This is a genomic window from Bradyrhizobium sp. 197, assembly GCF_023073375.1.
Taxonomy (GTDB): Bacteria; Pseudomonadota; Alphaproteobacteria; order Rhizobiales; family Xanthobacteraceae; genus Bradyrhizobium.
The window spans coordinates 154,149-172,405 of sequence record NZ_JADPJJ010000074.1 but is presented as its reverse complement, the minus strand read 5'-3'; the positions used below and the strand labels follow the sequence as shown (position 1 = coordinate 172,405).

Genomic DNA, 18,257 nt, shown 5'->3' with positions numbered 1-18,257 from the left:
GGGACGATTTTTTAGAGCGTTTTCGAGCGAAGTGGATACCGGTTCGCGTCAAGAAAACGCGTCGAAACAAGAAACTAGAGCTCCGTTCCGATGCAACCGGAACGGAGCTCTAGCTGCGCGTCACGCTTGTCGAGGACGGCACCAGCACCGGCTTCGCCAGCGAGGGAATCAGCCGCGCCCGCTCGCGCTTGGCGGGGATCGCGCGGTAGACCTGCTTGGTCGCCTCGACGATGTGCACGCCCGCGAAGGGCAGCGACAGCGCCGCGCCAGCGCGCTCCCACATCTGTGCGGATTTCAGTACCCAGCCTCCGGCATAGGGCGGCATGAACAGCGCCTCGCCCCATGCGGTCGGGGTAAACCAGGTCTGGCGCAACAGGTCGGTGATCTGCGAGCGCGAATAGGGCCGGCCGTGACCGAACGGCGTGCTGTCGGTGCGGGTCCACACCCCGCGCCGGTTCGGGATGACCGCGATCATCCGGCCGGACGGCGACAGCACGCGCCAAGCCTCGCGCAGCAGCGCGGCCGGATCGTCCGACATTTCCAGCGCGTGGACCAGCAGGATGCGATCGACCGCGGCGTCGGGAAGCGGCAACGAGAATTCATCCACCAGCGAGGCGAGCGCCGGCCGTCCGGTCGGCCATTTCAAGACGCCCTGCGCCGACGGCATGAAGGCGATGCAGCGTTCCGCATCCTCGCGGAACAACCCGAGATAGGGCGTGGGATAGCCAAAGCCGAGCACGCGCTGGCCCTCGATACGCGGCCACCGCTCCCTGATGCCGCGATTGATCATTTGCCGCGCCACAATCCCGAGGCGGCGGGAGTAGAACTCGCGGAGGTCGACGACATCAATGGTCATGACGGCAATGTAACATGCACGAGGTGGACCCTGCGCGCGGAATATTGCATTGCCTGCGCAACGTTAACGCCATATTTGTCTGGCGGGGCTGAGCGCGATGGAGATGACATGGCTGCCGAAATTCGTACTTTCACCTGTTTAAACGACAATTTCGGTTATCTGATCCACGATGTGGAAACCAAGGCGACGGCGTCGATCGACGCGCCGGAGGCCGGTCCCATCCTGAAGGCGCTGGAGCGCGAGGGCTGGCAGCTCACCGACATCCTGATCACCCATCATCATGGCGATCATGTCGGCGGGGTGGCCGAGCTCAAGCAGAAATACAATTGCCGCGTCGTCGCGCCGCATGACAAGACGACTAAGATCGCAGACGTCGACTTGCGCGTCGCCAATGCCGAAATCGTCAAGGTCGGCAGCTTGCTGGGGCGGGTACTGGAGACGCCCGGCCACACGCTCGACCACATCTCCTACGTGTTCGACACCGAGAAGGCGCTGTTCGCCGCCGACACGCTGTTCTCGATCGGCTGCGGCCGCGTGTTCGAGGGCACCTATCCGATGATGTGGGATTCGCTTTTGAAGCTGCGTGCCCTGCCCGACGACTTCAATCTCTATTGCGGCCATGAATACACGGCATCCAACGTCAAGTTCGCGCTGGCCGTCGACCCCGACAATGCGGCGCTGCAGGCGCGCGCGGCGGAGGTGGCGAAGCTGCGGGCCGAGAACAAGCCGACCATTCCCTCACTGCTTGGTGACGAGAAGCGAGCAAACGTGTTCCTGCGCGCCGATGAACCGTCGGTCGCAGCCAGGCTGCACATGAAAGGCGCGGATGCCGCCGCGGTGTTCGGCGAGCTGCGCGAGCGCAAGAACAAGTCTTGAAGACCAAATCCTGACGGGAATCGATGCCGACCGCAGCCGAGATCATCGCGCGCCTCGAACTCCGCCCGCATCCCGAGGGCGGGCATTACCGCGAGACGTTTCGCGACCAGACCACGGACGCCAACGGCCGGTCGCGTTCGACCCTGATCTACTTCCTGCTCGCGCGCGGCGAGCGCTCGCACTGGCATCGCATCGATGCAGTCGAGGTCTGGCACTATTACGCCGGCGGCGCGCTGACGCTGCGGATCGCCCATGACGGCTGCTCGCAGCATGAAGTGCGCCTCGGCACGGACCTTGTGAGCGGTGAGCGGCCGCAGGCGATCGTGCCGGCGAATGCCTGGCAGACGGCCGAGACCACCGGCGAGTGGACGCTGCTCGGCTGCACCGTGGCGCCCGCCTTCGAGTTCGCAAAGTTCGAGCTCGCGCCGAAGGGCTGGGAGCCTTAAGGCACCACCGTTCCGGCTTGCCCCGGCATGACGCTACCGCTTCCGCAGCACCATGTCCTTTGCCGCGATCAGGCCGCCGCCGGCGATCAGGATCGCGGCGACGGCGATATTGGCGCTGGCTTTTGCAAAACCGGCGGCGATGAGGAAGCCGGTCGAGAGCAGCGGCGTCGCGTAGGACGCGGCGCCGAGCACGCGGATGTCGCCGCGCTTCATGCCGATGTCCCAGGCGTAGAAGGCGGCACCGATGGGGCCGATGCCGAGCGCGATCACCGAGAGCCATTGCAGCGTGGTGTCCGGCCATACCGTGGTTTCAAGCAGGCCATGCATCAGCGCGGCAAGCACCGCGGTGGCGAGGCAGAATCCCGCGACCGCATCGGTCGGCACCGCCTTCAATCGGCGCGACAGCACCGAATAGGTGGCCCACACGAAGGCTGCGATGAAGGCCGCAACCAATCCCGGCAATTGCCCCTGCGCGAAGCCGGAGGTGCTTCCGGCGAACAGCAGCACGGTGCCGGCGAGGCCGAGCACGGCGCCGACGATGTGATGCACGGCAAGCCGCTCGCCTGGCAGCAACGACGAGAACAGCACGATAAGGAGCGGCCACAGATAATTCAGCAGGCCGGCTTCAGCCGGCGGCGCGAAGCGCAGTGCGAGGAAATACAGCGCGTGGTAGCCGAACAATCCGCCGACGCCGACGGTCCACACGACCAGTGGCTGACGCAGGCTTTTGGCCGCCTCGCCGCGGCCGATCCAGGTGAGCAGACCGACCAGACCGCCGATCGCGAACGTCATCGCGGCCAGCTGGAACGCCGGGATCGTTCCGGTCGCCACCGTCATCACTGACAGCAGCGACCACATCAGGATCGCGGTCAATCCGATCAGCGTCGCAGTGCGGGCGGTCATCAATCGAGGGCTCTGAGGACGCGGATGCCCGGCACGAGGCCGGGCATGGCGTCTTCATTATAGTCTTGTTGCGCCAAACGCCATATCAGGCGTGGTACTGGCCGCCGTTGATGGTCAGCGTCGAGCCGGTGATGAAGCCGGCCTCGTCAGCTGCGAGGAACACCACGGCGCGCGCGATTTCCTCGGGTTCGCCAAGACGATTCACCGGGATCTGCGGGATCACGTTCTTTTCCAGCACGTCCTTGGGCACGGCCTGCACCATTTCGGTGTTGATGTAGCCCGGCGCGATCGCATTGACGGTGATGCCGCCCTTGGCGTTCTCGATCGCAAGCGCCTTGGTGAAGCCGATGTCGCCGGCCTTTGCGGCGGAATAGTTGACCTGGCCGAACTGGCCCTTCTGGCCGTTGATCGACGAGATCGAGATGACGCGGCCGAACTTGCGGGCACGCATGCCTTCGATCACCTGGCGCGTCATGTTGAACAGCGAGCCGAGGTTGGTGTTGATCACGGCGTTCCACTGGTCGAGCGTCATCTTGTGGAAGGCGGTGTCACGGGTGATGCCGGCATTGTTGACGAGCACGTCGACGGGACCGAGATCTGCCTCGACCTTCTTCACGCCTTCGGCGCAGGCGTCGAAATTGCTGACATCCCATTTGTAGACGGCGATGCCGGTCTCGGCCTTGAACTTCTCCGCCGCGGTGTCGTTGCCGGCATAGCTCGCCGCAACCTTGTACCCCGCCGCCTTCAGCGCCTTGCTGATCGCCGCTCCGATGCCTCGCGTACCACCCGTCACCAATGCAACTCGTGCCATATCGTATTCCTTCCCTTGGACTCTTCCGACGTTTCTGAGTGATCGTTTTTAGTGATGGATTATGCGGCTGGTTGGACGGACATCAAGAACAAAACGCCCGGCGTTGAGCCGGGCGTTTGTATTTAGTCGAGGCTTGCGCGGTTGCGAAGAATATTTGATTTGCAACCGCTGCCTTTTTAATCGCGTGCAACGCACTCAGTCACGTGTGCAGCGCACGCGCAAATTACGCGTCAGTTACGCGTAAGCTATCTTCAGTCGCGCGCCAGACACATCGCGATACCCATGCCGCCGCCGATGCACAGCGTGGCGAGGCCCTTCTTCGAGTCGCGCTTTTGCATTTCGTGCAGCAGCGTCACCAGCACGCGCGCGCCGGAGGCACCGACCGGATGGCCGATCGCGATCGCGCCGCCATTGACGTTGACCTTGGAGGTATCCCAGCCGAGGTCCTTGTTGACGGCACAGGCCTGCGCCGCGAAGGCTTCGTTGGCCTCGATCAGGTCGAGATCGCCGACGTTCCAGCCGGCCTTCTTCAACGCGGCGCGCGAGGCCGGGATCGGGCCAGAGCCCATGATCTTCGGATCGACGCCCGCCTGCGCCCAGGACACGATGCGCGCGAGCGGCGTCTTGCCTTCCTTGGCGGCCTGCTTGGAAGTCATCAGCACCACGACAGCAGCGCCGTCATTGATGCCGGACGCCGAACCCGCGGTAACCGTGCCGTCCTTCTCGAAGGCGGGACGGAGCTTCGCCATCGCATCGACCGTTGCGCCATGGCGCGGATATTCGTCGGCGCTGACGACGACATCGCCCTTGCGTCCCTTGATGGTGACGGGAACGATCTCGTCGTTGAATTTACCGGCCTTCTGCGCGGCTTCGGCCTTCTGCTGCGAGGCGACCGCGAACTCGTCCTGCTGGGCGCGGGTGATCTGCCACTGCCGCGCAACGTTCTCGGCGGTGTTGCCCATGTGATAGCCGTTGAAGGCGTCCCACAGGCCGTCCTTGATCATGGTGTCGATGAACTCGACCGCGCCCATCTTGACGCCGCCGCGCAGGTACTGGGCGTGCGGAGCCATGCTCATGGATTCCTGGCCGCCGGCGACCACGATCTCGGAATCGCCGTTGAGCAGCGCCTGGTAGCCGAGCGCGACCGTGCGCAGGCCCGACCCGCAGAGCTGGTTGACGCCCCAGGCCGGGCTCTCCACGGGAATGCCGGCCATGATCGAAGCCTGGCGGGCCGGGTTCTGGCCCTGAGCAGCGGTCAGGATCTGGCCCATGATGACTTCCGACACCCGACCGGGCTCGATGCCACCGCGCTCAAGCGCGGCCTTGATGGCGATCGCGCCGAGATCATGGGCGGGAAGGGTCGCGAACGCTCCGTTGAAGCTTCCGACCGGGGTGCGGGCGGCGCTGACGATAACGACATCGTCTGACATGGGCATCTCCTGGGGGTTGAATGGGGGCAGACGGGGCTGGGGAAACGGCTCGCCAGTCTCGAACGGCATCCTGTTAACGTCGTTGAGGCAAGTCAATCGGCCGGTGACCGAATTCATGCCGCAGCGCATTCAAAATAGCGTTCTTGGTGCTTTCGCAAGCACGTTTTGGCTGCCCGATTAACCGTGCCGCACAAAACGGTAGCGTGACCCCTTTGAAAATGCTTATTTTGTTGCGTTGCGTACTCTTCCCGCCCTGCGGCATTGCCCGACAGGTTCCCGTTCTCCGCGCTTGCAAGTGAGAGCCCATGGCGAAATCAGACCAACCCACCACCATCAAGAAATACGCGAACCGCCGGCTCTATAATACCGGGACGAGCACTTATGTGACGCTGGAAGACCTCGCCTCCATGGTCAAGGACGGGGAAGATTTCCTGGTCTACGACGCCAAGACCGGCGACGATATCACCCGCTCCGTGCTTGCCCAGATCATCTTCGAGCAGGAGAACAAGGCCGGCCAGAACCTGCTCCCGACCACCTTCCTGCGCCAGCTGATCCGCTTCTACGGCGACAGTATGCAGATGGTGGTGCCGAAATATCTGGAGCAGGCCATCGCTTCGCTGACCCAGGAGCAGGAAAAGTTCCGGAAGCAGATCGCCACGTCGCTCTCCGGAACCCCGTTTGCCCCGCTGGAAGAACAAGTCCGCCGCAACATGGAGCTGTTCCAGCAGACCTTCTCGATGTTCAAGCCGTTCGCGCCTACCCCAGGCCGCCCCGCGGGCTCCGCAGAGCCGGCGCCCGATGCGGCTGCCGAAGCGCCGAAGGACAGCAATATCGACGATCTGCGCCAGCAGATGAAGGACATGCAGGAACGCCTCGAGCGGATGTCGAAAAAGGACGAGTAGATCGTTCTTATGCGCCGGCTCCCCGGCAGGCCGGAGGATGCGCGATGTCCGACCGAAGCACGCATTGGGACAACGTCTACGCCACCAAGGGCGAAGCCGAGGTCAGCTGGTTTCAGAACACTCCGACGACTTCGATTGCGATGATCAGAGCGGCCAATCCGGAGCGCGAGGCCGCCATCCTCGACATTGGGGGCGGCGCATCGCGGCTGGTCGATGCTCTCCTGCAGGACGGATATCGCGACGTCGCCGTGCTGGATATCTCCGCCAATGCGCTTGACGCGGCCAGGAAGCGAATCGGCGCAGCCGCTTCAATGGTCGACTGGATCGTTGCCGACGCCACGACATGGCGCCCGGCGAAGACATACGATCTATGGCACGATCGGGCGGCGTTTCACTTCCTGACCGAGTCCCGCGACAGGACCGCTTACATCGAGCGCCTGCGGTCGGCGGTTGCGCCCGGCGGCCACGTCATCATTGCGACGTTTGCGCTCGGCGGCCCTGAGAAGTGCAGCGGCCTGCCGGTGCAGCGTCATGACAGCGCGAGCCTTGCGGCGGAGCTCGGGCCGGCGTTCGAACTGGTCGAAACGCGCAACGAAGCGCATCACACGCCATGGAATTCGACGCAGGCGTTTCAGTTCAGCCGGTTTAAGCGACGCAGCCAGCTCCCGCCGTTGCCAAGCCTGCCCCGGGCATGACGACGGAAAGTGCGAATCAAGCCGCCAGCTTCACCGCATGGGCAAAGTCCCAATAGAGCTTGCGCGCGCGTGTGTAGAGCGGGCCCGGCTTCAGCTCGCGGTCGTCGATGCGTATCACCGGCGCGACCTTTGCGAAATTGCCCGTAGAAAAGATCTCGTCGGCGGCGAGGAAGTCGGCATAGCGCAGCGTCTTCTCGACCACGGTGACGCCGTCGGCACGAAGCAGGCTGATGACGCGCTGGCGCGTGATGCCGTTGAGAAAGGTGCCGTTCGGCACCGGCGTGCAGACCACGCCATCCCTGGCCATGAACACGTTGGAATTGCCGAACTCCGCGACATTGCCGAGCATGTCGAGCATCAGCGCGTTCTGAAAGCCGCGCGAGGCGGCTTCCGCCAGCGCGCGCGAATTGTTCGGATAGAGGCAGGCGGCCTTGGCCTCGACCGGGGCGCATTCGGCGGTGGGCCTGCGGAATGGCGACAGCGTGATGGCGTTGCCCACCGGTTTTGGCATCGGCGCCTCGTAGATGCACAGGCACCAATCGGTGGTCTCGGGGTCGAACAGCACGCCGCCGCCCGAGCCGTTCCGCGCCCAGTACATCGGACGGACATAGAGCTCGGCATTCGCCGCGAAGCGCGCGATGCCCCCGTTTGCGAGTGTCAGCCAGGTGCCGGTATCGACCACCGGCTTCAGGCCGAAGTTGATCGCGGATTGATTGGCGCGGGCGACGTGACGGTCGAGATCGGGCGCGACGCCTTCGAACGCACGCGCGCCGTCAAACACCACCGAGCCGAGCCAGGCCGCATGCGTGCGCGGGCCCATGATCGGCACATTGCCGTCATGCCATTTGCCCTCGAAGAAGGTCCAGCTCGGCGAATATTCGATGGGCTTTTTGATCTCGGCCATGACCGGCCTCCCCTTGGCGTCGTGCCGTATTGTAGCGCCACTATTGGGCGCAATTTCTAAATGATTCCCTGCGGGAAAATGATGAGTTACCCTCTCCCACAAGGAAAACGGAAGCACCATGCCGCTCGATCCGCTCGCAAAGCGTTTGTTGACCATGATGGCTGCGGCCGCGCCGCGGGCGCGGAGCCGGCCGAGCGTGGAGGCGCGGCGCCAGTCATTGACAAAGCTGATGCAGTTCGCGCGCACTGATGCACCTGACGTGACGACGTCGGACGGCGCGCTGCCCGGTCCCGGCGGCGCGCTGCCCTATCGCCTCTATTCACCCGCAAGCGCCGATGATCTCGCGCCCGGCTTCGTGTTCTTTCACGGCGGCGGGCTCGTTGCCGGCAGCATTGCCACGCATGACCGCATCGCGGCGGCGCTGGCGCATGCGACCGGCTGCCGTCTCGTCTCGGTCGATTACCGGCTGGCGCCCGAGCACAAATTTCCTGCCGCCGTGGACGACGCGATCGCCGCGACCGAATGGGTGGCGCGCGAGGCCTCTTCGCTCGGCATCGACGCCGAGCGGCTGGTGCTCGGCGGCGATTCCGCCGGTGCAACGCTCGCCGCGATCGTATGCCAGGAGGCGACGCAGAGCGCAGGCCTCAGCATCGTCGCGCAATGCCTGATCTGTCCGGTGCTGGATTTCGAGGAGGCCTCACCTTCTCGCGAGGAATTCGCCGAAGGTCATTTGATCGATCGCGCCACCATCGAAGCCGACCTCGCCGACTATCTGCCCGAGGGCTTGGATGCCGCCGATCCCCGCATCTCGCCCCTGCGCATGACACGACTCGCGGGTCTGCCGACCGCGATCATCCACACCGCCGAATACGACCCGATGCGCGACGAGGGCAACGCCTATGCGCGCAAGCTGCTCGCCGCGGGCGTCGCCGTCGAGCACGTCTGCCACGACGGCATGGTTCACAATTTCCACGCCATGGGCGCAATTTTGCCGCAGGCACAGCTCGTACTGTCGCAGATCGGCGAGCAGGTCAGGCGGGCGGTAGGGAAGTGAGAGCGTGAATCAGGCGCGTGCGTCGAGCACCGCCCTGGCTGCCACGACATATTCGGGCCAACGCGCGTCCGCATAAATTTCGGCCTGCCGTGCGCAGGTGAGGTCGGGTGCATGTGCGGCTGCGATCGTACGCGCGAAGCGCTCTTCGGCGACCGTCACGTCACCAGGTTCGGCCGACGGTACGGTGGCGGCCACGGCATTCGGAGCGACGGCGAGGCCAGCCAGACCAGTGAGCAGGATGCGGCGTGACGTGTTCATGGCTGTCGTCCTTCATTGTCCGGGCTGCACTCTGGCGGGTGAGTGTGTCAGTGCGATCACGACAGCGTAACCGCACACATCCGTACAGTCCATCGCTTGCGGATAGCACTTGACCGCATGAACGATCACGTTCCATCTAGTGAACAGTTCCGCCATCACGGCAGACGCGTCGGATTGTCACGTGTCGCATCGCAGCCAATCGTCTCGCTCGGCGTTGCGCGCTTTCGCAATGGCACTGCTCTGCTTGATGATGCCAGCCCGCGCCTTCGCCGCCGATAGTGACGACGACGCTGTCGCGAAGCCGGCGGTTCCGAACATCTATCTCGATTTGCGCACGACCTACGCGACGATCCCCGCGGGCACGCTCGGGCTCGGCTTCGGCAACACATCATTGTCGGCGGCATTCGAAGCGCTGGCGGCGCGCAGAGGCGATGCGCTGCCGAACGGATTGCCGGCCGCGAAGTCGATCGCCGTCGATTTCCCGATGACCGTCGACGTCAACGATCGCGTGTCGCTCTATGGCGGGGTGTCCGGCTCCGCGACGAATTTCGACGATGGCTGGTCGTCGTTCGACATCACGAGCTGGAACATCGGTGTGCAGGCCGATCTCTACCAACAGAACGGCGGGACGATCCCGACAATCACGTTGCAATCCACCCTGACGCAATCGGTGCCCAACGAGCAGGGCATGACGAATTCGTTCAACAACATCCTGGAGTTCGACTACGCGCTCGACGAGGACGAGACACGCGGATGGCTTGCCGGTGTGCAATACACCTACACCGACATTGCCAGTCCGGTCGTCCGCATCCGGCCGAACACCATCCTCTATGCCGGCGGCTACTACCAATGGCCGAGCAACTGGAAATTCACCGGACGCCTGGGCGTGCAGTCGTTCGGCGGGGCGCAGGTCGCGGGCCGGACGCTGGCGGCGCCCTTCACCCAGCCGATCCTGCGCCTCGATCTCGACCGCATGGACGACAACGACAACCGCCTGTTCGGCATCACCGCGCAGATCGCCTGGCTGCCGAAGCCGTCCTACCAGGTGACGTTGCGCACACCGCTCTACGCGGTGCGCAACTAGCCGCCTCGGTGGCGCGTCGTCTACTCCGGCACCGGCACGTCGAAGGTGTTCAGCGTGACCGAGACCATGCAATAGACGCCGACGAGATAGGACAGCTCGGCCGCGCCGTGCTCGCCGAACTCCTTCACCGCAGCCCGCCAGGTCAGTTCCGGCAGCACGCCGCCGCTGACCAATGCGGACGCCACGTCGTAGGCGACGGCCTCCTGCTTGGTGAGATCGACCGGCCGCTGTCCGGCGACGATGGTCGCGAGCTTCTCGTCGGAAAGGCCGCGCTGCTCGGCGACCAGGACATGCGCATAGAGCTCGTAGCCGGAGCGGAAATGCGAACCGGTGACGAGGATCGCGACCTCGCGCACCGGCGCCGGCAGCAGCGGATTCGCCGCGATCGCCTTGACCAGGTCCCACACCGGCTTGCCGAAGCGCGGCTCGCGGATCCAGGGATTCCACGGCCCGAGCAGCGCGCCGTCGTCGCGCATGTTCACAAAGCCCTTGAAGTGGTCCGTGATACCCGCTCGCATGTCGTCATAGAGCGGCTTCTGTTCGGCACTCAGGTCTTTCGGATCGAGAATGGGAAGGCGCACGGCGGGATCTCCTCGTTGAGAAGTGCTGACACTCACCTACGTTGTTGTGTGGAGCAAGTGAAGTTGCCGTGACGGCCGTGCGATTTTGCAAGTGGTGTAGAGACACCAGCACAACCATGCTATGTCCCGTAATCTCTCATTGGCGAGGCATATGATCCCGAGAAACGTGGATGGAAAGAGGTCGCCAAGACCGATGCAAGGCGGGAGCTATCTGCTCCACTGTACACGTCTAGCTGGGCCGCGCGCGGCCCACAGCAGGCGTTGCCCGTAATTGATGGCTCAAAATTCCAGCGGCGCGTTGTCGACGACTTCCTTCATCACGAAGAAAGTGCGGGTCTGGCGCACGCCGGGCAGCGCGATGAGTTGCTCGCCATGGATGCGGTTGAAGTCCTCCATGTCGCCGACTCGGATCTTGAGGAAATAGTCGAAGTCGCCGGCGACGAGGTGGCAGTCGAGCACGAATTTCAGCCTGGTGATCGCCTGCTCGAAGATCGCAAAGCTCTCCGGCGTCGAACGGTCGAGCACGACGCCGACCATCACCAGCGTGCCCTTTGCCACCTTCTTCGGCGCGACCATGGCGCGGACGGCGGCAATGAAGCCGTGCTCGAACAGGCGCTGGGTGCGTCGATGGCAGGTGGCGGGGCTGATGGCGACGGTTTCCGCCAGCTCGGCGTTGCTAAGCCGGCCGTTATTTTGCAGCAATCGCAACATCTTAAGGTCGATGCGATCGAGGCGAGTGGACATGGAAGAAACTTCCGCCGTTAGCATCAACTTCGAAAGAAATACTACCTTTTGACGCCGGTTGTGCAAGATAGAGTACGGTACAGGCGCAATGTTTGAAAGCACCTTTTTGGAGTGCGATGGTAGCCAATTTCCAGACACCAACGCCAATCGGGATGACCTGACGATGCTCGAAAAATTCGCGCGCTATCCGCTGACCTTCGGTCCGACCCCCATCGAGAAGCTGGAACGGCTGTCAAAGCATCTCGGCGGCAATGTCGAGGTCTATGCCAAGCGCGAGGACTGCAATTCCGGCCTCGCCTATGGCGGCAACAAGCTGCGCAAGCTCGAATACATCATCCCCGACGCGATCGCCTCCAACGCCGACACGCTGGTGTCGATCGGCGGCGTGCAGTCCAACCACACTCGCATGATCGCGGCGGTCGCCGCCAAGATCGGCATGAAGTGCCGCCTGGTGCAGGAAGCCTGGGTGCCGCATGAGGACGCCGTCTATGACCGCGTCGGCAACATCATGCTCTCGCGCATCATGGGCGCCGACGTGCGCCTGGTCGACGACGGCTTCGACATCGGCATCCGCAAGAGCTGGGAAGAGGCGATCGACGAGGTGAAGGCGGCGGGCGGCAAGCCCTACGCGATTCCCGCCGGCGCCTCCGTGCATAAGTTTGGCGGCCTCGGCTATGTCGGCTTCGCCGAAGAAGTACGCAAGCAGGAAGCCGAACTCGGCTTCAAGTTCGACTACATCGTGGTCTGCACCGTCACTGGCTCGACCCATGCTGGCATGCTGGTCGGCTTCGCCGCCGATGGCCGCGCGCGAAAAGTGATCGGCATCGACGCCTCCTTCACCCCGGCGCAGACCAAGGCGCAGGTGCTCTCGATCGCGCAGAACACGGCCAGGCTCGTCGAGCTCGGCAAGGATCTCGTCGCAGACGACGTCGTGCTGATCGAGGATTACGCTTATCCCGCCTATGGCGTGCCGTCGGAAGAGACCAAGGAGGCGATCCGTCTCACCGCGCGTCTGGAAGCCATGATCACCGACCCCGTCTACGAGGGAAAGTCGATGCAGGGCCTGATCGACCTTACGCGGAAGGGCTATTTCGAGAAGGGCGCGAAGATCCTCTACGCCCATCTCGGCGGCGCACCGGCGCTGAACGGCTACGGGTATGCGTTCCGGAACGGGTAAGGTAGGCCGCACCTCGCGCCTCCACTCCGCTGTCGTCCCGGACAAGCGTAAGCGCAGATCCGGGACCCATAACCACAGGGAGGTGTTTGGCGAAGACTTGCAGCTCGGTACTCCTACCGATCGCAACCCATAAATCACGCGGCATGGATCCCGGATCTGCGCTCCGCTTCGCTGCGCTTGTCCGGGACGACGGCTGAGGTGTGGCGCAGCTACCGCGTCCTGACAATCTGCAGCAGCTCGTCGCCGTAATGCTCGAGCTTCTTGTCGCCGATGCCGGGCACATTGCGCAACTCGTCCAGCGTGGTCGGCCATGCGCGGACGATGCCGTCGATGGTGGCGTCGTGCAGCACGACATAGGCCGGCACGCCGCGCTCGCGGGCAATGTCCGAGCGCCACGCGCGCAACCGCGCGCGCAATTCAGGATCTACATCGCCCTGCGACGCGTCGGCCGCCGGCGCCAGATCACCGCGGCGGGATTTCGTGCGGCTGCCACGGCTGCGGGTGGCGGGCGCCTCCTCGCGCAGCCACACCTCGGTCTCGCCGCGCAACACGCCGCGTGACTGTTCAGTCAGCTTGAGCGCCCCAAAAGCCTCGCTGTCGCTCTGCAGATGTCCCATCGCCACGAGCTGCCGTAGCACCGTGCGCCACTGCTTCTCGTTGAGCTCGCGTCCGATGCCGAACACCGTAAGCTTGTCGTGGCCGAACTGCGTCACCTTCTCGGTGAGGCGTCCGATCAGCACGTCGATCAGGTGCATCGCGCCGAAACGCTGGCCGGTGCGATAGGCGCAGGACAGGAGTTTTTGCGCCAGCACCTTGCCGTCGCGCATTTTCGGCGGCGTCAGGCAATTGTCGCAATTGCCGCAGCTATCGCCCATCACGATCTCGCCGAAATAGGCGAGCAGCCGCCGGCGCCGGCAGTGCGCTGTTTCGGCGAGGCCGACCAGCGCATCGAGCTTGCCGATCGAGACCCGCTTGAAGTCGTCGGAACCGCTCGACTCGTCGATCATGCGGCGCTGCTGCACGATGTCGGAGAGGCCATAAGCCATCCAGGCGGCCGACGGCTTGCCGTCGCGGCCGGCGCGGCCTGTCTCCTGGTAATAGGATTCGATGCTCTTGGGCAGGTCGAGATGGGCGACGAAGCGCACGTCGGGCTTGTCGATGCCCATGCCGAAGGCGACGGTCGCGACGATGATGATGCCGTCCTCGTTGAGAAAGCGATCCTGGTTGCGCGAGCGCACGCTGCTGTCGAGGCCGGCGTGATAGGGTAACGCCGCAATGCCGGCGTCGGCGAGCGCAGCCGCGACCTCCTCGACCCGTTTGCGGGACAGGCAATAGACGACGCCCGCATCTCCCGCGTGACGCTCCCGGATGAATTCCTTCAGTTGCGACACCGCGTTGCGCTTGTCGACGATCTCGTAACGGATGTTGGGACGATCGAAGCTGGAGACGAAGTGCGGGCTGTCTGCAAGCTGAAGCCGCTCGACGATCTCCTTGCGGGTCAACTCGTCGGCAGTCGCGGTCAGCGCGATGCGCGGCACGTCGGGAAAACGCTCGGCGATGATGGACAGGCCGACGTATTCGGGGCGGAAGTCGTGGCCCCATTGCGAGACGCAATGCGCCTCGTCGATCGCGAACAGCGCCACCTTCGTCCGCGCCAGCAACGACAGGCAGCGCGGCGTCACCAGCCGTTCCGGCGCGACATAGAGCAGGTCGAGATCGCCCGCGATCAGGCGCCGCTCGATGTCGGAGGCTTCCTGCGGGGTCAGCGACGAGTTCAGCGCGGCGGCGTTGACCCCGGCTTCGAGCATGCCGGCGACCTGGTCGCGCATCAGCGCAATCAAGGGCGACACGACGATACCGCAGCCTTCGCGCAGCAGCGCCGGCAATTGATAGCACAGCGACTTGCCGCCGCCGGTCGGCATCAGCACCAGGCAATTGCCGCCGTCCGTGACGTGCCGGATGATCTCGCCCTGCGCGCCGCGGAACCCGGGCAGGCCGAACACCGAATGCAGCACCGACAGCGCATCGCGGCCCTGGGCCGGCGCAGGCAGCTGAGCGGTGGAGGGAGAGGACATGGGCGTGATGAGACGTTGAGATTTCGGTCAACGCCAGTCGCATGCCGCTGGGGTCATGACAAGACTATTCGCGCGGCATCGGGCCTTCGTCCCCTCTCCACAAGGGGAGAAGGAAGAAGAAGCTACGCCCCGATCCTTCGCAGCGCTTCCGCGACCGTCACGATCGGCATGTCGCGCTTCCCGGCCGCCTGCAACGCATGGCGCATCAGGTGCGGCGTGCAGCCATACGGGCTCGGCGCGTTGGCGACGTCATGACCGTAGAAGATCAGCCATCCGCCGCTCTCGACCGCCTCATCGAAATAGCGATCGACACCCGCAATATCGATCTCGCAATCGACCAGGGGCGAGGCGCGCAGGAACTGGAGATCGATGACGTCGCGATTGACGCCGGGAAGGATGCCGCGCGCCGAGCGGAAGGTTTTGGCGAGCTGCGGTTTGCGCCAGACCGAGGCAATACCATAGGGGTAAGCGAAATTTTCCAGCGTAATCGAGGAATCGATATCGCGAAAATGGCCGCGGTTCCGGTCGATCTCGCGTGCCATGGCCGCCTCGTCGAGATTGACCGCACTCTGGTGCGAGAAGGTGTGGCAGGCGATCTCATGCCCGGCCCGGTGAAGCCGCACCACGGCGTCGTTTGACAGGCCGTGCCAATGGTCCGAGGGACGATCGACCAGGCTGCCGGCGAGATAGAACGTGCCGCGGCCGCCATGCTGCTCCAGAAGCTCGGCGCCCTCGCCTGCGGCGCTATCGGGGGCATCGTCGAAGGTGAAGCTCACCATGGGCGCATGCGCGGGCAGGTGGTGCGGCGCGGCACGGAAATGCCGGGCCAGCCGATTGCTCACGCGTCCCTGGAGTGCCGACCACACGAATCGCTTTCCCTGTTTGTGCCGCCCCGTCACTGAAGCATTCGTTCGCTGCTTGAGGCAAGCTTCACACTTGGTTAGTCCTAACGTCGAACCCGTTGTCCAGACCTAACCCACGAGCACCGACGCGTCGGCCTCCGCGCCGAGATATTGCAGCCAGTTCCGAAACAATGCCGCCGCGGCGCTACCGGCGTCGATATCGGCACGCAAATTCAGCGCAGGCAGGTCGTTGCCGAGCGCGGGGTGGCGCTGGTGTCTTGCCTGCTTCTCGAAGCGGCCAAGCTTCTCCTCGGTCGCAGCGTCAAAATAGCTCGCGGGCAGATGCGGATAATTGTCGCGCTCGCGCGCGAGATAACGGCCGATGTCGCGCAGATATTCACGCTGAAGCGACAGCGCGTCATATTCCGGGTGGCCCTGGAAGAACACGAAGCGGCTGGCATATTGCCGGACGAAGACATCGACGCCGGCCTTTGCCGAACGGGTCAGCACCCGGTAGCCGGCCTGCGCGAGGTCGCCCTCGACGATCTCGTTGACACGCGAATGCGAAACCTTGAGCGGCGCAGGCGCGGCGCGCGTCAGCGGATCGCCGGTCACGGCTTCGCAGTCGAAAATGCCGTGACATTTGGCCGGAAGCCGCCGCCGTTGGATACGGTCGAGATGCAGCACCGCGGCATGCGCGGCGAGGCACGACCAGATCGTCGAGCGCGTGTTGACCTTGGCCCAGTCGATCAGCTCGGTAAGATCGCGCCAGTATGGCTCCTGGTCGAGCTCGGGCGCAACCGGCTCGGCGCCGGTCACGATCAACCCGTCGAACTTGTGGCGCCTCAGCTCGGTGAGTTCCGAATATTCGCTCTCGACATGCCACTTCGCTTCCGGCGAGCGCTTCACCGAGGGCAGCGAGAAGCAGTGGAAGCGGATGCGGCGCGGGCCCGCGGCGGCCTGCAGCAGCTTCATGAACTGCCGCTCGGTCGCCTTCAGCGCCGGATCCGGCATGTTGTTGATCAGGCCGATGGTGAGCTCGGCGCCGTGGCGCTCGCGTGCAAGGTCGTCCTCTCCCGGCACCAACGCCGGGCTCGATATGCCTTGATCCCTGTCGATCAAGATCGTCATCGGTGCCGCCGCCTACTCCGCGGCCTGGAGGCGCGCGGACGGGCAGGCCTTTTCCAGCGCCTGGTCGATGTCCTCGATGATATCGGCGGAATGCTCGATACCGATCGAGAGACGAATCGTTTCCGGCAAGACGCCAGCGACCCGCTGCTGCTCCGCCGACATCTGCCGGTGCGTGGTCGATGCCGGATGGCAGGCCAGCGACTTGGCATCGCCGATATTGACCAGGCGCGTGATCAGCTTCAGCGCATCGTAGAAGGACTTGCCGGCTTCCATGCCGCCCTTGATGCCAAAGGTGAACAGCGAGGACGCGTTGCCGTCGAGATATTTCTGCACCAGCGGATAATAGGGACTGTCCGGGAAGCCAGTGTAGTTGACCCAGGCGACGCGCGGGTCCTTACGCAGGAATTCGGCGACCTTGCGGGCATTCTCGCAGTGGCGCTCCATGCGCAGCGCCACTGTCTCGATGCCCTGGATCAGCAGGAAGGCGTTGAACGGCGACAGCACCGAACCCATGGTGCGTTGATAGATACTCCGCGCGCGTTCGATATAGGCGGTGCGGCCGAAGCGCTCGGCATAGACGAGGCCGTGGTACGAGGCGTCCGGCTTGTTGTAGCCGGGGAAGCGGTCCGCGTACCTGGCCCAGGGGAAGTTGCCGGAATCGACGATGGCGCCGCCGAGCGTGGTGCCGTGGCCGCCCAGGAATTTGGTCAGCGAATGCACGGCGATGTCGGCGCCGTAATCGAACGGCTTGAGCAGGATTGGGGTTGCAACCGTATTGTCGACCATCAGCGGCACACCGTGCGCGTGAGCGATCTTTGCCAGCGCCTCGATATCGCAGACATTGCCGGCGGGATTGCCGATGGTTTCGGCGAACACGGCGCGGGTGTTCTCGTCGATCAGCTTTTCGACCGCCTCAGGCTTGTCGCTCTCGGCAAAGCGGCCGGTGATGCCCTGCCGCGGCAGGATGTGCGAGAGCAGCGTATGCGTGGTGCCGTAGAGCTGCGGCATGGAAACGATGTTGCCGCCGTGATCGGCGACGTTGACGAAGGCGAAATGCAGCGCCGCCTGCCCGGTCGCGACCGCAAGCGCGCCGACGCCGCCCTCGAGCTCGGCGATACGCTTTTCCAGCACCGCGCTGGTCGGATTGGCGATGCGGCTGTAGCGATAGCCTTCGGCCTCGAGATTGAAGAGCGCCGCGCCGTGATCGGCGCTGTCGAAGGCGTAAGCCGCGGTCTGGTAGATCGGCACGGCAACCGCGTGCGTGGTGGCTTCGGGCTCGTAGCCGGCGTGAATAGCGATCGTCTCGTTGCGCATCGTGCCACCTCCGCGTGGAGCGGGCCGCACTTATTGGCCTGTATTGAGGCATGTGCGTTGTCCGCCGTCCCTCTGTTAGAGGCGGGTGGTAAAGCGGACAATAATTCGTCTAGAGATCGAGGAAGTAACCCTAACGATTGTTGGGGAATTGGCTAAAATTCGAGTCAAATTGGA

19 protein-coding genes are annotated in these 18,257 nt (G+C 64.1%); 7 read left to right on the top strand and 12 right to left on the bottom strand.

Annotated features, from left to right (window positions below; translation table 11 throughout):
* Positions 1 to 109 precede the first annotated feature (109 nt).
* Complete coding sequence (locus IVB27_RS17585) at positions 110 to 856, bottom strand: class I SAM-dependent methyltransferase (RefSeq protein ID WP_247344951.1); 747 nt, start codon at positions 854 to 856, stop codon at positions 110 to 112.
* A 108-nt stretch (positions 857 to 964) separates the two neighbouring features.
* On the opposite strand from IVB27_RS17585, the gene gloB reads away from it, so the two are divergent.
* Complete coding sequence (gene gloB / locus IVB27_RS17580) at positions 965 to 1,732, top strand: hydroxyacylglutathione hydrolase (protein WP_247444640.1); 768 nt, start codon at positions 965 to 967, stop codon at positions 1,730 to 1,732.
* Positions 1,733 to 1,755: 23 nt separating this feature from the next.
* The gene (locus IVB27_RS17575; RefSeq protein WP_247444639.1) at positions 1,756 to 2,178 is read left to right on the top strand and encodes a cupin domain-containing protein; all 423 of its coding nucleotides are present in this window, start codon (positions 1,756 to 1,758) and stop codon (positions 2,176 to 2,178) included.
* A gap of 33 nt (positions 2,179 to 2,211) precedes the next feature.
* Here the strand turns inward: IVB27_RS17575 and yddG are convergent, their stop codons facing one another.
* The 3 genes from yddG to IVB27_RS17560 all read right to left on the bottom strand — a co-directional run bounded on the left by yddG (position 2,212) and on the right by IVB27_RS17560 (position 5,322).
* Positions 2,212 to 3,081: an aromatic amino acid exporter YddG gene (gene yddG, locus IVB27_RS17570; protein WP_247444638.1), complete on the bottom strand. Its 870-nt coding sequence runs from the start codon at positions 3,079 to 3,081 to the stop codon at positions 2,212 to 2,214.
* 85 nt (positions 3,082 to 3,166) lie between these two features.
* Entirely contained in the window at positions 3,167 to 3,892 is a 726-nt protein-coding gene (gene phbB, locus IVB27_RS17565) for an acetoacetyl-CoA reductase (protein WP_247444637.1), read from the bottom strand.
* Positions 3,893 to 4,143: 251 nt separating this feature from the next.
* On the bottom strand, positions 4,144 to 5,322 hold the full coding sequence (locus tag IVB27_RS17560; protein WP_247444636.1) for an acetyl-CoA C-acetyltransferase: 1,179 nt from the start codon (positions 5,320 to 5,322) through the stop codon (positions 4,144 to 4,146).
* A gap of 305 nt (positions 5,323 to 5,627) precedes the next feature.
* On the opposite strand from IVB27_RS17560, the gene phaR reads away from it, so the two are divergent.
* Together phaR and IVB27_RS17550 are read left to right on the top strand one after the other, a co-directional pair.
* The gene (phaR, locus tag IVB27_RS17555; RefSeq protein ID WP_247444635.1) at positions 5,628 to 6,224 is read left to right on the top strand and encodes a polyhydroxyalkanoate synthesis repressor PhaR; all 597 of its coding nucleotides are present in this window, start codon (positions 5,628 to 5,630) and stop codon (positions 6,222 to 6,224) included.
* Positions 6,225 to 6,268: 44 nt separating this feature from the next.
* Positions 6,269 to 6,919: a class I SAM-dependent methyltransferase gene (locus IVB27_RS17550; RefSeq protein ID WP_247444634.1), complete on the top strand. Its 651-nt coding sequence runs from the start codon at positions 6,269 to 6,271 to the stop codon at positions 6,917 to 6,919.
* Positions 6,920 to 6,935: 16 nt separating this feature from the next.
* Here the strand turns inward: IVB27_RS17550 and IVB27_RS17545 are convergent, their stop codons facing one another.
* Positions 6,936 to 7,823 (bottom strand): branched-chain amino acid aminotransferase, encoded by an 888-nt coding sequence (locus IVB27_RS17545; protein WP_247444633.1) that lies wholly within the window; start codon positions 7,821 to 7,823, stop codon positions 6,936 to 6,938.
* Positions 7,824 to 7,941: 118 nt separating this feature from the next.
* Between IVB27_RS17545 and IVB27_RS17540 the strand changes: the two genes are divergently transcribed.
* Positions 7,942 to 8,877, top strand: a complete 936-nt coding sequence (locus IVB27_RS17540) for an alpha/beta hydrolase (protein WP_247444632.1) — start codon at positions 7,942 to 7,944, stop codon at positions 8,875 to 8,877.
* Positions 8,878 to 8,886: 9 nt separating this feature from the next.
* Here the strand turns inward: IVB27_RS17540 and IVB27_RS17535 are convergent, their stop codons facing one another.
* The gene (locus tag IVB27_RS17535) at positions 8,887 to 9,135 is read right to left on the bottom strand and encodes a hypothetical protein (RefSeq protein ID WP_247444631.1); all 249 of its coding nucleotides are present in this window, start codon (positions 9,133 to 9,135) and stop codon (positions 8,887 to 8,889) included.
* A gap of 214 nt (positions 9,136 to 9,349) precedes the next feature.
* On the opposite strand from IVB27_RS17535, the gene IVB27_RS17530 reads away from it, so the two are divergent.
* Entirely contained in the window at positions 9,350 to 10,219 is an 870-nt protein-coding gene (locus IVB27_RS17530; RefSeq protein WP_247444681.1) for a hypothetical protein, read from the top strand.
* 20 nt (positions 10,220 to 10,239) lie between these two features.
* On the opposite strand, the gene IVB27_RS17525 is transcribed toward IVB27_RS17530, so the two are convergent.
* The gene (locus tag IVB27_RS17525) at positions 10,240 to 10,800 is read right to left on the bottom strand and encodes a carboxymuconolactone decarboxylase family protein (RefSeq protein ID WP_247344992.1); all 561 of its coding nucleotides are present in this window, start codon (positions 10,798 to 10,800) and stop codon (positions 10,240 to 10,242) included.
* A gap of 279 nt (positions 10,801 to 11,079) precedes the next feature.
* Complete coding sequence (locus IVB27_RS17520) at positions 11,080 to 11,544, bottom strand: Lrp/AsnC family transcriptional regulator (protein ID WP_211399875.1); 465 nt, start codon at positions 11,542 to 11,544, stop codon at positions 11,080 to 11,082.
* Between the two features lie 163 nt (positions 11,545 to 11,707).
* On the opposite strand from IVB27_RS17520, the gene IVB27_RS17515 reads away from it, so the two are divergent.
* Positions 11,708 to 12,721, top strand: a complete 1,014-nt coding sequence (locus IVB27_RS17515; RefSeq protein ID WP_247444630.1) for a 1-aminocyclopropane-1-carboxylate deaminase — start codon at positions 11,708 to 11,710, stop codon at positions 12,719 to 12,721.
* A 209-nt stretch (positions 12,722 to 12,930) separates the two neighbouring features.
* On the opposite strand, the gene recQ is transcribed toward IVB27_RS17515, so the two are convergent.
* The 4 genes from recQ to IVB27_RS17495 all read right to left on the bottom strand — a co-directional run bounded on the left by recQ (position 12,931) and on the right by IVB27_RS17495 (position 18,083).
* Positions 12,931 to 14,796 (bottom strand): DNA helicase RecQ, encoded by a 1,866-nt coding sequence (gene recQ / locus IVB27_RS17510; RefSeq protein ID WP_247444629.1) that lies wholly within the window; start codon positions 14,794 to 14,796, stop codon positions 12,931 to 12,933.
* A gap of 122 nt (positions 14,797 to 14,918) precedes the next feature.
* Positions 14,919 to 15,662, bottom strand: coding sequence for a polysaccharide deacetylase family protein (locus IVB27_RS17505; RefSeq protein ID WP_247444628.1), 744 nt, complete (start codon positions 15,660 to 15,662; stop codon positions 14,919 to 14,921).
* A 105-nt stretch (positions 15,663 to 15,767) separates the two neighbouring features.
* Positions 15,768 to 16,769: a homoserine O-succinyltransferase MetA gene (gene metA / locus IVB27_RS17500; RefSeq protein ID WP_247444627.1), complete on the bottom strand. Its 1,002-nt coding sequence runs from the start codon at positions 16,767 to 16,769 to the stop codon at positions 15,768 to 15,770.
* A 12-nt stretch (positions 16,770 to 16,781) separates the two neighbouring features.
* Positions 16,782 to 18,083, bottom strand: coding sequence for an O-acetylhomoserine aminocarboxypropyltransferase/cysteine synthase family protein (locus IVB27_RS17495; protein ID WP_247444626.1), 1,302 nt, complete (start codon positions 18,081 to 18,083; stop codon positions 16,782 to 16,784).
* Positions 18,084 to 18,257 lie beyond the last annotated feature (174 nt).